Source organism: Candidatus Babeliales bacterium (assembly GCA_035455925.1).
Lineage (GTDB): Bacteria > Babelota > Babeliae > Babelales > Vermiphilaceae > SOIL31.
The window spans coordinates 59,779-73,509 of the sequence record DATIEE010000031.1; the positions used below are offsets into that span (position 1 = coordinate 59,779).

The 13,731-nt window shown below is 30.7% G+C and carries 13 protein-coding genes; 4 read left to right on the top strand and 9 right to left on the bottom strand.

Annotated elements, in window-relative coordinates; genetic code table 11:
* The first annotated feature begins 76 nt into the window (after window positions 1–76).
* A complete protein-coding gene (leuS, locus tag VLB80_05105; protein ID HSC25561.1) occupies window positions 77–2,527 on the top strand; it encodes a leucine--tRNA ligase in 2,451 nt (816 codons plus the stop codon).
* 124 nt (window positions 2,528–2,651) lie between these two features.
* Here leuS and VLB80_05110 read toward each other — a convergent pair whose 3' ends face one another.
* Genes VLB80_05110 through VLB80_05125 form a run of 4 tightly spaced genes read right to left on the bottom strand, consistent with a single transcriptional unit; the run spans window position 2,652 to window position 4,785 of the window.
* A complete protein-coding gene (locus tag VLB80_05110; protein ID HSC25562.1) occupies window positions 2,652–3,086 on the bottom strand; it encodes a nucleotidyltransferase substrate binding protein in 435 nt (144 codons plus the stop codon).
* A complete protein-coding gene (locus tag VLB80_05115; protein HSC25563.1) occupies window positions 3,074–3,373 on the bottom strand; it encodes a nucleotidyltransferase domain-containing protein in 300 nt (99 codons plus the stop codon). The genes VLB80_05110 and VLB80_05115 overlap by 13 nt, the downstream gene beginning before the upstream one ends.
* A complete protein-coding gene (locus tag VLB80_05120) occupies window positions 3,370–4,011 on the bottom strand; it encodes a macro domain-containing protein (GenBank protein ID HSC25564.1) in 642 nt (213 codons plus the stop codon). The genes VLB80_05115 and VLB80_05120 overlap by 4 nt, the downstream gene beginning before the upstream one ends.
* Window positions 4,012–4,050: 39 nt before the next feature.
* A complete protein-coding gene (locus VLB80_05125) occupies window positions 4,051–4,785 on the bottom strand; it encodes a hypothetical protein (protein ID HSC25565.1) in 735 nt (244 codons plus the stop codon).
* Window positions 4,786–5,165: 380 nt separating this feature from the next.
* On the opposite strand from VLB80_05125, the gene VLB80_05130 reads away from it, so the two are divergent.
* Both VLB80_05130 and VLB80_05135 read left to right on the top strand, forming a co-directional pair.
* Window positions 5,166–7,184 (top strand): hypothetical protein, encoded by a 2,019-nt coding sequence (locus VLB80_05130; protein HSC25566.1) that lies wholly within the window; start codon window positions 5,166–5,168, stop codon window positions 7,182–7,184.
* Between the two features lie 310 nt (window positions 7,185–7,494).
* Window positions 7,495–8,880: a hypothetical protein gene (locus VLB80_05135; protein HSC25567.1), complete on the top strand. Its 1,386-nt coding sequence runs from the start codon at window positions 7,495–7,497 to the stop codon at window positions 8,878–8,880.
* Here VLB80_05135 and VLB80_05140 read toward each other — a convergent pair.
* Window positions 8,870–9,304, bottom strand: a complete 435-nt coding sequence (locus tag VLB80_05140) for a hypothetical protein (protein HSC25568.1) — start codon at window positions 9,302–9,304, stop codon at window positions 8,870–8,872. The two genes, VLB80_05135 and VLB80_05140, sit on opposite strands and share 11 nt — an antisense overlap.
* 84 nt (window positions 9,305–9,388) lie before the next feature.
* Here VLB80_05140 and VLB80_05145 point away from each other — a divergent pair, with 84 nt between their 5' ends.
* Window positions 9,389–10,141, top strand: coding sequence for a hypothetical protein (locus VLB80_05145; GenBank protein ID HSC25569.1), 753 nt, complete (start codon window positions 9,389–9,391; stop codon window positions 10,139–10,141).
* 4 nt (window positions 10,142–10,145) lie between these two features.
* On the opposite strand, the gene tpiA is transcribed toward VLB80_05145, so the two are convergent.
* The 4 genes from tpiA to VLB80_05165 all read right to left on the bottom strand — a co-directional run bounded on the left by tpiA (window position 10,146) and on the right by VLB80_05165 (window position 13,701).
* Window positions 10,146–10,892, bottom strand: a complete 747-nt coding sequence (gene tpiA / locus VLB80_05150; protein ID HSC25570.1) for a triose-phosphate isomerase — start codon at window positions 10,890–10,892, stop codon at window positions 10,146–10,148.
* A gap of 13 nt (window positions 10,893–10,905) precedes the next feature.
* Window positions 10,906–11,520 carry a hypothetical protein gene (locus VLB80_05155; GenBank protein ID HSC25571.1) on the bottom strand — a complete coding sequence of 205 codons (615 nt, stop codon included), beginning with the start codon at window positions 11,518–11,520 and terminating at the stop codon, window positions 10,906–10,908.
* Window position 11,521: 1 nt separating this feature from the next.
* Complete coding sequence (locus tag VLB80_05160; protein ID HSC25572.1) at window positions 11,522–12,127, bottom strand: hypothetical protein; 606 nt, start codon at window positions 12,125–12,127, stop codon at window positions 11,522–11,524.
* Window positions 12,128–12,204: 77 nt separating this feature from the next.
* Window positions 12,205–13,701, bottom strand: a complete 1,497-nt coding sequence (locus VLB80_05165; protein ID HSC25573.1) for a UDP-glucose/GDP-mannose dehydrogenase family protein — start codon at window positions 13,699–13,701, stop codon at window positions 12,205–12,207.
* Window positions 13,702–13,731 lie beyond the last annotated feature (30 nt).

Sequence of the window (13,731 nt, forward strand, 5' to 3'; positions counted from 1 at the left end):
AAACAGTTTATACTTTATAGTAATAAAAAAATTTTTTATATATAACAAGGTTTAAACAAGGTCAAGGAATATTGTCATGAGTTATGATATTGCGGCAATTGAAAAAAAGTGGCAAAAAAGATGGAAAGAAAATCCACAAGCTACAGCAAAGTCTGCCAATAATAGTAAAAAATTTTATTGTTTAGATATGTTTCCCTATCCATCTGGTAGCGGTTTACATGTAGGACATTGGCGTGGATATGTACTCTCTGATGTGTACACACGCATCAAATGGCTCGAAGGATATAATATTTTACATCCCATGGGATGGGATGCTTTTGGTCTTCCAGCAGAAAATGATGCAATCAAAAAAGGAATTCAACCAAAAGAAGGAACTGCAGCTAATATTGCTCATTTTAAAGAACAATTGCAAGACATTGCAGCATTGTATGATTGGGATAAAGAACTTGATACAACTGATCCTAACTATTATAAGTGGACGCAATGGATCTTTTTACAAATGTTTAAAGCAGGCCTTGCATATGAAGATAACGCACCAATCAATTGGTGCTCTTCATGCTTAACGGGATTAGCTAACGAAGAAGTTGTTGATGGCAAATGTGAACGTTGTGGATCAGAAGTTATTCAACGAGAAGTAAGACAATGGATACTGAAAATAACTGAATATGCCGAAAAACTTCTTAGCGGACTTGATACGTTGGATTGGCCAGAAAAAGTTAAATTAATGCAACGCAATTGGATTGGAAAAAGTGAAGGTTTAATTTTTCATTCTCCAGTAAAAAATTCTGATCTTGTATTAGAAACTTTTTCAGCTCACTTTGAAGCATTCTGTGCCGATACATTTTTGGCTATTGCACCTGATCATCCGTTATTACCTGAATTAATTAAAAATATATCAAATCGTGATGAAATTGTAGCTTTTTGCGAAGAAATTATACACGAACGTTTGCGCGACAAAGGAGCTGAAGGCAAAGAACCAAAAGGAATTTTTACTGGTTGCTATACAATCGATCCTATTGGTAATGGTGAATTACCTATTTGGGTAGCAAGTTTTGCATTAGCACATTATGGGACGGGTATAGTAAAATGTTCTGCTCATGATGAACGAGATTTTGCATTTGCAAAAAAATATAATATCAAACTTAAAACAGTTTTATTTCCTTCTAATGATCCAGAACTACACAAAAAAATAGAAAATTTTGAAGTTTGTTATACGGATACAAAAGCAGGTATACTTACTGAACCATCTCTTTTTGCAGGCAAAAAAGCAGGTGATGTACGTACACAAATAATTGAATACTGTGAAACAAATAATCTTGCACGTCGTACTATCAATTATAAATTACGTGATTGGATATTTTCTCGACAACGTTATTGGGGTGAACCAATTCCACTTATTCATTGTCAAACATGTGGTGTTGTTCCTGTTCCAGAAAATCAACTCCCCGTGATATTGCCGTATATTGAACACTACCAACCAACAGGTACCGGTGAATCACCGCTTGCAGCTATACATGATTGGGTTAATATTGCGTGTCCACAATGTAATGGACCTGCACGACGAGAAACAAATACTATGCCACAATGGGCCGGATCGTGTTGGTATTTTTTACGTTATCCAAATCCACATCTAAAAGATAAACCTTGGGCTATGGCAGATATGAACTACTGGCTTCCCGTTGATTTATATGTTGGTGGCGTTGAGCATGCAATCTTGCATTTATTATATGCTCGTTTTTGGGTGAAAGTTTTGCATGACTTAGGACATTTACCATTTGATGAACCATTTAAACATCTTTTTAATCAAGGAATGGTATTAAAATATTCGGAAAAAACAGGCCTTGTAGAAAAAATGTCAAAATCAAAAGGAAATGTTGTTAGTCCTGATGATATGGTTAAGCAGTACGGATCAGATGTTTTACGCATGTATATTTTATTCATGGGACCACCGGAGCTTGATTGTGAATGGCAAGATAGTGGCATTGAAGGCGTAAGACGTTTTGCGCATCGTATGTATGATTATTTAACTAAAAAAGAAACTATATTGCCACAAGGAAAACAAGAAGATATAACCGTAACACGTCGGGTACATAAATTGTTAGAGGAGTTTCAAGAGCGTATTGACATATTCAAACCAAATACAGCACTATCTGCTTTCATGGAATGGATTAATGATGCAACAAGTAATATTATGCAATTAAGTGGGGAATCAGCTGAAAAAGTAATCGTTGCATTTTCAATTATGGCACCTCACATGGCAAGTGAGCTTCTTGAAAAACTTTTTAATAAAGAGTTATCTGCATGCGTTTGGTCATATGCAAATCCAGAGTATACGTATGAAAATACAACAGAAATTATTGTACAAGTTAATGGTAAATTACGTGCAAACATTACCGTAGAACGTGGCACTGAACAATCAATAATTGAACCACAAGCACAAACAACGATCTCACATTGGCTTGTTGATAAAAAAGTGATAAAAATAATTTTTGTTAAAGACCGTTTAATTAATTTTGTAGTAAAATAAGAATATTATTTTTTTAGTTGTTAACATGAGAATTATGACGTGATGTATTCATTCATTAATGGCATAATTCTCATGTATACTGATTCCAGCCATGAACAATTTTTAATAAAAATTGTAATTGCTTTTAATTATTAACGCTACTCGGTGATAATTTTTGAATAATTTTATGTATTAAATTGTAATGTTTTGGTATATCTTCAGCAACATCATTGGCTAGATCGATGTTATACGTATGTGTTGTTAAATTTCTACTTTCTATTAAGTTAATCAATTCGTTAGTTTCTTCTAAAGTAGTTATTCCAAGAGATGAACATTGTTGAAATATTTTGCGCGGAGAATCGGCAGGAACACCTTGTAGGACAATTATATATTCACGTATGTACTTCCATAACAAATCATATGTTAATTCAAATCTCTTAATAAGAGAATCGCGTCGCTCCTCTATCGTTTCGTGGTCAATATGCTTATCAATTAATGCACTATTATATCTGATTATTGCATTATAAAGAGCGATATGGATGCGTAATAAATCTTCATACTTTGTTATTAATTTTTCCATATAATCCCTTCGTTCAAGATAAATTGTTTCATTTTTTCTGTAGCTCTATGCATATCAACAATATCAATTTTTTGAGCAAGATTAAGGCCTTCAAGAACCCCGCGCGCTTTAGCAATTTCTGTAAATTCCATTTTTCTGTATAAATCAATCGCGATATCAATATCAGATTTTTCTGTATAATCTCCACGTGCACGTGAGCCAAATAAATAAATTGTTGACGTTGGAAATAAAACAGTAAGCAATTTGATTAGCGTTGCTTGTTCTGGAACATTTGAATCTTGTATCACCGTATATATACCTGCATGTATTTTTTATATATAACCAAATCTTCATTAGAAAATACCACAAACCTTATTTCTTTAAAAGTATTTGGATATTCTTTTACAAAATCATGTATGGTTTTGAGTGCAATTGGTGTAGCTTGATTACTATCGTAACCAAATATTGCAGTGCTAATCGCGGGAAAGGCTATACTGTTAAGGTTGTTTTTTTGCGCAATTAGCAAACTATTTTTATATGCGTCACGCAATAATTGTTCTTTGTTTGGTGTATTGCCACGAGGACCTGTTGTATGAATTATTTTTTTAATACCTATTTTTTCTAAATTAAATGCAGGTGTGATAACTGCTTTTCCCATCGGGCAACGTTGTCCATCAGAAATAATAGGAAGACTATTACAATATTCTTGTAAATTTTTTCCTGAAGCGTTGCTAATCGCACGTGCTACGCCGCCATCATGCTGCAACTTTTCATTTGCGGCATTTACAATTGCATCAACTGTTTGTTCGGTAATATCACCTTGTACTAATGTAATTCGTGTATTACCAATGATATACGATTGTTGAATGATTGGCTGAACTATAGCCGGCTGAATGAATCCCAAAGCAGTTATTAATGATAATGCCCATGATTTTATATATTCCATTTAGATTTCCTATTTTGTTACGCAATCAATCAACAATTACTACTCATTTTGATGTACATTCACATTAAACACAATATTATTTTGCATAGTATATTTTTCATGCATTGTTATCGTAAATTTAGGTTGATAATCTGATAATTTAACAAAAACAAGACCCTCATATTTCTCGCCAGCATTAATGTCAACCTTTTGATGAAATGTTTTTTCTTTAAAATCTTTTTTGATACGACTATTCATAACTGCAGATTTGATTCCTTGAGCAAGAAACGTAATACCTAACGGTATCGCAATAATTCCCGCTACTACAAAAGGAGCTAAAACAATACTTGGTAAGTGATGACTGCTTGCTATACAAAACAACCAAAAATCAAATGGAATAGGGGAGACAATAATTCCACTAAGAGCTGCTCCAGTAAGTCGTGATGCTGTGCTTGTCTTTTTAACTGATTTAATCACATCATCATAAGTTGCTAGCTCAATATCAAAATTATCGGGTGAAAAAGTATAAGCAATGTTGCTAAGATTATGAATGGAAATATATAGTACGGCAAAAGTTTTTGATAGTTTTGCACTACCAAGGCCGAATAGATACTGAATTTCTGGAATTGTTAATTGCTTTGCTTGCAAAATAACGCCTCTTTCAGCATTACGATAGTCAAATTTAGTATTTACATTGTGCAGTGAGTGGCGATGATAGGTTGGCACACGCATACAGCTTGGCAGCAACACCAAAATTATTAAAAATGATACAAAAGACATTTTAGCTATTTTCATGGTACCTCTCGATATAAAAATTCTTATTGAATTTAAATCAATTTCACGTTTAATATTATTTTATATAAAGAATATCATATTTCAAATATTTATGCAAATGCCCTACTAGATCGTATTATTGCAAGATTCACAAAAAAAATTAAAGAAGAACTACTTAATAACGGAAAAGTATTACATTTCATTTCATATTAAATTAAAACGTAAAATAAACATATTACATTCTTTTAATTCTCAATATGAAAATTATGCTATAAGTCATTAACTGGTTAATTATATAATTCTCATATATACTAGCATTAGCTATTTAAAGTATTTTTGAATGCCTATTTTTATTTGTCAACTTGTAATGATTATTGCAATAATCAATTCAATGGATAATTATGATTTTTTTTCGTATTGTACAAAATATAACTTTCTTATTTTTTGCTTTTATAAATCATGAACTATATAGCATGGTTAATAAATCTGAATCAATAACAATAGAGTTTACAGATGACAATAATAATACAAAAAAGTACAGCAACTTAATATTAAATGAATCAGAAGTAATTAAAAATATGACGAAGGATATTAATACGGCAAACGAAATTATTCCGATTATTAAATTGTCTATGAAGGAATTTGATAGTGTATACGCATCGATGAAAAACATTCATGAGACGCAACGACTACCAGATGACACCATGGATAATATGGATAATTTAGTAAATCAATTACATATAGCTGATTATCTTGAAATTAAAACTTTATTAGATCCATTAGAAAAATACATTTCAAAAAAATATTTTCTTCTTGACGTCCAGGAACAAAAACAATTTTTAGAAACTACGTTAAAAAAATTATCAAACGATCCACGTGAAAAAATTTTACGAGTTACACAATACAAGGATCCTATTTTACAAGAAATTACTCTACCACCATCACTAAATTTACTTACTCCACTGCCATCATCAGACAAGAGTGATATTTATAAAGATTTTAAATTCGAATTTGATAAACAAGAAAACACCAATATAGTATATTTCAACGATCAGAAACTTGGCCCCACGAGATGTAAAACTCAAAAAGAACACTTCGATTCATATTCTTTATTATCTCCCAATAAAAAATATCTATTTCTTAAACTAAATACAACAGGATATCTTATTAATCTTCATAATAAAAACTCCATTGCGTTATCTACCGATGCATTACATTATAGTTGGATACCACATCAATTTAATTCTGACAGTACACTTTTACTAATTAATGAATGCACTATTAGTATCAATACAAAACACCGAGTACCACAAGAAGAATATAATTATAAAAATAAAATCATAAATACCAATACAGGAACAATTGAATTTGATAATAATGCTAATAAAAGTCAAAAGATATTTTTTTGCGCCAATAATAAGTTATTTATTCAATATTATATATCTAACTCAAGTAACAAATTAATTAAAATTATAGACATTACTGATGTATATAAGAATTATGAATATAATGATGTTATACAATATAAATTTAATAATTCGCTCGACATGCTTGTTCTTCAACGAGAGAAAGGCATCATAACAATCATAAATATTCCTACTGGAAAAAGAGTGAATGTTACATTAGACGATCAAAAGGCAAAAAATATTGATATTAATTTTAACAATAATAAATATATTACATTATTTCAACATCAAAAAAATAATGCTTTAGATCATAAAAAAACATTTATTACGTACAATATTCAAAAAAGCGAAGTCTCTCAAGTTGCTTTTACTAATTGCCCAGATCTAATATGCGAATTAAGCGCATCAGGAAAATATCTCGTACACAGCCATAAGAACGATAAAAAACAAACGATCATCAATGCACTCACCGTAGATACATCTGTTGTATTAGCTGAACGTACATATGGAACATTCCAATTAAATCCCATGCTAGACATTGTTTATATACTTGATTCTTCTAACACCTGGTTTGCCCCACTAGCAATATATGATCTTAATAATAAGCGCCAATTGGCCTACTATCCTGCAACTAATTTTAGTTACTTTCAATCTCCATTATCACAACTTAGTTCTAATGCAATATCGTTACTTATTTTTAATGCTGAAGATGACAATAATCAAAAATATCAATTAATTAATACCGCTACTGGTTCTCTAATTAAAGAATGGCCCTCACAGACGTATCATATAGAAATAAAGGGTAATCAAATTCATCTTTGGAATAAAAAAAACGCCTTTGAGACTTATGGAAGCAAACCTGCGGATATTATTTATGAATTAACAACGACAATAGACAGTAACAATAAGAGCATTATTCAATCAGACCCATTACGTACATATAAATATATGCTTATGTTAAGCGGTGCAACTTTTACTGCTTTAATTTTACTATTCCTTGTAACTAGAAAATAGAATTTAGTTTAAGAATAATTTTATGGTGTAAAACACCATCAGATAACCTTAAAACATATCATTCGTTAATCAAATTAAGGAAAGTAAAAAAACTCATCATGACTATAACAGAAACGATTCTTTTCAATCGTAAAATTTTAAAGATTGCATTTCTCCTTTGGCATTGCCAATTATTTTCATGCTAATCCTCGACATAAAAACTATTGTTGAATTTAATTTAATTTCACGCTTCATATTATTTTATATACAAAATATCGAATTCAAGATTTGTATGTAAAGGACTTACTAGCTCGTATTATGGCATAATGTTATGATCAGGCTTATAGTTATCAATAAATGGTTTTTTTTATTTAAAAAAAGGAATGATGCTATGCAAGCTATTAATTTTGATTATGTATCAACATGTCAGGTTGACAATGAAGCATTGCAGTCAATGCAGTACAAGCTTAAAAGTGAAATTGAACGAGTTTGTGATGCTCATACTTCCCATTATACTACCGATTATGCATCGATCAACTTACCATTTGATCAAGATACAATTAAAACTGTTACTGAAATGGCTGTTAAACTCAAAAAAGCATTTAATCCGACAGTATTGGTAGTTATTGGTATTGGTGGATCGAATCTTGGTACTATTGCTGTGCTAGAATCCTTAAAAGGAAAATTTTATAATGAACACAATACTATTAAAGTATATTTTGTAGATACTATTGATAGTGATCACACTAATGATATTGCACAATTGGTTAAACATGAATTAACAACAGGTAGCAATATTTTTATTAATGTTGTCAGCAAGTCTGGCGCTACTATGGAAACAATTACGAACTTTGAAATTTTCCTTAAAATTCTCAAAATTTATCGTCCGTATAATTATCATAATTTTATCATAGCAACCACTGATAAAAATTCTGCGCTGTACAATCTTGCGCAAAATGAAAAATTTGCTTGTCTTATTATCCCGAATAATGTTGGTGGTCGTTACTCTGTTTTTTCGGCGGTAGGATTATTTCCACTTTGTTTTTTAGATATTAATATTGAAGAGTTATGCGAAGGAGCACGAACTGGATTTTTGATGAGCACGCAAAGAAAAATCTTTGATAATTATGCTGCATTAAGTGCATCTATTATTGCTACGCATTATATACGAGGAAAAATAGTTCATGATACATTTATTTTTTCTCATGCATTACAAGGTATTGGTGCATGGTATCGACAATTATCAGCTGAAAGCATCGGTAAAACATATGATAGAAATAATGAATTAGTCAATATAGGTATTTTGCCAACCATATCACTTGGTAGTGCTGATTTGCATTCTGTTGCTCAACTTTATTTAGCAGGGCCACATAATAGATTTACAACATTTATTTCTATAAAAAAAAATAATTCTGATTTAGTGGTACCAAATTATGAAGAATTTGAAAATATTGTACCGCACATTCAAAACAAATCATTGTTATTTCTGATGAATGCTATTATAGAAGGAACAAAAAAAGCATATTATAATGATAATCATCCATTTGTATCTATTACTATACCAGAAAAATCTACCTACTATCTTGGACAATTCATGCAAATAAAAATGCTTGAAATAATATATTTGGGTTTTATATTAAATATTAATCCCTTTGATCAACCAGAAGTTGAGAAATATAAAAAAGAAACAAGAAACATTCTCATCATTAAAAAGTAAGTTTAATAAAATACGAAGAACACAATGCCGCTAATATATTACTTACAAGTGAAAGTATAAAAAATTGACTTGCAAAAAAAATTTTCCAATAACCAATAATACAATAAAAAAAATATTGCATTACTGATAAAATAACAGCAAAAATAAGTGACGCATAAAAAGGACTATATACATTGGGTATTCCACCGCTAACAAATTCCCATTGAAAAAAATTAATAATAAAACAAAAGACTAACCCAAAGTAGGCAGTAATAGCAAAGGCATAAGAGCTTATTGTTAATACAAATGCAGATAATAATCGCATTCGTCCCATAAGGATAAATATGAACCAGGTAAAAATTAGCCCTAAGGTCAGTTGATACCATCCCCATGTTAGCATCCATAAAAATTCATCTACAAAAAAGTTGCTGCATCGTATTATCATAGCGATATCCATTTATTTTGGTACTTGTTAAACAGTTAAAAACATTAGTATCTTATAACAAATATAACTTAAAAAAGGAACTTCGTGCGTTATTTATTTACCGGATACTTATTTTTATTATTATTTTCTTTAAATGCTAATCAAGATCATCTTCCAAATTATACCATTGCTCCCACGTATAATGGTCCTACCTACAATCCAACAATTAGTCCGCATATTGAGGTTCATCCAAATATTACTCTTACTAATACGTCTGCATTTATTATTAATGTAAGAGATAATAGTATCTATTATTATAATAAATTTGTTGAAACTATGACCGCAGAAAATTATTCTACTTTAACAAACTTAATTAAAGAATATATGTGGCACTATCGCTACAAAATCCTTGGTAGTACATTGTTAGGCCTGTATAGCATTGTAAGCATGTTGTTGTTAACAAATTATTATTATACTTTGGAAGGCAATACAATATGGGGGCATTGGAAATCTGAATATGATTTTGAACACTTATGTGAAATTGCACACAAAACACTTACGCAAGATTTACTATGTGAAATCAATGGACGGTATTATAACAAAAATAATCCAACTGATTTTGCGTATCCGCTGATAACATTTCTTACTGCTATTGATACTGAAATAAATATATGTAAGCGTTATATCAAAACTGCCCATATCATAAGATATATACGTCTTATGAAAATATTTCCCATTAACGAAGCGAAAATAGAAGAAGTGAATAAAGTTTTACATCGAGCTATTTTTGTTAAACATCTTTTTTTAGCATGGCTTGCAGAATACAACATTTCTAGTAATCAAAAAGCCACTGTATAATTATTTAATTTATTATTATAGCGCTAAATTCTTTGAAATTGATACTTGCATTACCAATCAAAAAACCATTGATATAAGGATTTTTTTTTAATGTTACGCTGTTATTTTTCTGTACGCTACCGCCATATAATAATTGAACAGAATAATCAGGAAGAATTGTAGGTATTAGTTGTGCAAGATATGCAAAAATAGTAACTAATTGCTGTGGCTCTGGAATCATACCCGTTCCAATTGACCACAAAGGTTCATATGCAACAATAATATTTTTTTTATCATTTTTTTCTTGAGCTATTGCAATAAGAATCGGTGTTAATTGATTTGCTAATACAGTATGTGTTTGGTTATTTATAAGATCATCATATGTTTCACCAATACATAATACCGGATTAATGTTGTAATGATATAAAAGTTTTATTTTTTTTATAATTTTTTCTGTAGTTTCATTGTGATACATACGTTGTTCACTATGCCCCACTATACAATATGCAGTGCCAACTTGTGCAAGTGATAGAGCAGATACTTCACCAGTATATGCTCCTGTTTCATATTCAGAACAATTTTGTGCCCCAATAGCAATTGAACTATTTTTTAGCTTTGTAGCAAGTGATGCAAGTGCAACAAATGAAGGACACAACACAACGGTAGCGTTGTTTGATAATTCTTGTAACAGTATAAAATTATCTTCACAAAAATCGATACTTTGCGTAAAACTTAAATTCATTTTCCAGTTAGCTATGTATATATATTTCATAGAATTATTAAATTTATTTTGTTCTCATTTTAAAATAAATTGCCACAATAATACCTATTCCAATTGCACCAATACCAAAAATTGTACCCCAACTTAATTCGTTAATCTTTGTATTATCTGTTGTTTGATTATTTACAACAGGCCTACTGATTGATATTGATTTGTCAGGTAAATATACTTTGATTAATTGTTTCCGTATTGCTAAATATTTATCATTATTTTGATTTTGAAATGTTGGATCTGATAATTTAATAACAATAAATTCTCCATCATCAGAAATATCAGAAAGTTGTTTACGAAATAAGTTTTCTTTTATTCTGAGAGTGATAGTGGAATAAAGCTTCGAGGTAGGTTCATCGTATTTAATACCTGTCAAGACCAGCTCTTGTGCACTTTTGTCATAATCAACCCCCCCCTCATTCCTGTTGTTAATAAGCACAGGAGAAACTTTATATATAGCTTTATCCTTTTCAATATTATTACAAGAGGGCATAATCTTCCAATTCCACTGACAATTCTGACATGTTCCACCAGCAGGAACATATATAATTGTTGCCTTATTTTCATGTTGAGATGCTACCAACGGACAAACAACGAAAAAAACAATTAAAAACAATTTTTTATGCATTTTATTTTAACCAAAATTTAAAGTAAGCAAGAAGAACAATAACACCAAATACTCCACTACCAATACCTATGAGAGACGTAGTGCTCCAACCTCCATTTATAATACGCAATAATTCCCTTTTATTAAGTTCACAGTTATACACTGTTAGTCTATCAGACAACGTTAAACATATTTTTTCATCATCTAAGTTTTTTATACTATCAATTTCTAATTTTTCTATTCGTATTGCAAAATATAATTCATGTGTTGTTTGCTTTTTTCTACTATCTCTCATCATTATAATAGATAATTTATCACCTTCCTTCTTTATATGTTCAGCGACAAATAAATCAGAACAATCCGTATGAACACGAGTAAGTTTTTCGAATGAAAAACTATAACCAATATCAACACGGTATTCTTGTGATCCATGATTTCTTATGATTAAAGATGGTATAGCAACATTGCTCAATACTTTGTTGTATATCTTTCTATTCATTGATGCTTCAATAGCTTTATCCATCGAATCTACGTTAGATGCAAATTTAATTATATTATCTTTAGCTTGTGATGCGTTTATATAATGAGAGAAAATGAATAGGACAATTAAAAATAATCTTTTGTACATATGATTCTTAATATAGTTTTTAATAAAATGAGAAATATACTATTTAATATTCCTCATTTTATTAAAAAAAACAAATATTAACGATATTTGGGAGGGAATTTTATTGATGATATACGTTTACAAACACGTATAGGAACCAATGTTCGTACATATTTATTGCGTTTTTTACATAAATGCGTTTGTCCAATTGTATCACATGCAAATCCAAGTTGTTTTAATATTTCTGGATTTATTATATTACGAGCATCAATAATCATTGGATAACACATTACCTTCTTTAATCGTGCAAAATCAATCTGTTTAATATCATCCCAATCAGTCATAATAATAACAGCATCAGCTTCAGCAGCAGCTTGATATGCAGATGTGCAATACGTTAAATCAGGAAATATTTTTCGCATATTATCTATTGCAATTGGATCGTATGCCTTTACTATTGCTCCCAGTTCTTGTAATAAACTGATCGTTTTAATTGCAGGAGAATAACGAACATCATCAGTATCAGCTTTAAATGCAAGACCAAGAACGGCGACTGTTTTTCCAGCAATATTTTCATTGCGTTCTTTTTTCAAAAGAACCTGTAGTTTTTCGACCGGTTTTCCTTGTTGAATAACATTTGCATCTAATGCTGCTTGAACAGTATGAAAAGGTAAATTATGTTGATGAGCAATATGAACTATAGCTTGAGAATCCTTTGGAAAACAAGATCCACCAAATCCAGGACCTGGATTTAAAAACGCAGGACTTATGCGATGATCTAAGCCCATAGCATATGCAACTGTTTTTACATCAGCTTCAGTTGCATCACATAAATTAGCAACTTCATTAATGTAGCTTATTTTTACTGATAAAAAAGCATTTGATGCATATTTAATCATTTCAGCCGTTTGCACATCAGTAATTACATACGGAATGCCTTCAGCAATAAGCGCTTCATAAACCTCACACAAAGCGATAAGTCCACTATCTGAATCAGTTCCTATAACTAATCTATCTGGATTAAGAAAATCACGAACCGCACGACCTTCGCGTAAAAATTCTGGATTAGAAACAATACTAAATAAGCTAGGGTCAATACCATAAATATTTTCTAGTTGAGCTCGAATTTTTTTGCCTGTTCCAACAGGAACAGTGCTTTTGGTGACAATGATTTTGTATGAATTTATATTTTCAGAAATCATTTTAACAACATCATCTATATACGATAAATCTGCACTACCATCATCTCCCATAGGCGTACCAACAGCAATAAAAATAATATCGCCCATACTAATAGCTTCAGCAACATTATCGGTAAACATTAACCTTCCAACGTCAACATTACGCCTAACAAGAGCCTCGAGGCCTTCTTCGTGAATTGGCATAATTCCATTTGATAGAAGCTCTATTTTATCTGAATCGATATCAGCGCAAACAACAGAATTACCAATTTCTGCAAAGCATGCACCTGAAACAAGTCCAACATAACCCGTGCCAATAATTGTTATTATTTTATCATGTTGCGCATTAACCAGTGATGACGAGACCAGAAATAATATAAGAAAAAAAATTTTCTGCAAAATGCACATACACATATAAATCTCCTTTTTTAGATAAATTTTCAA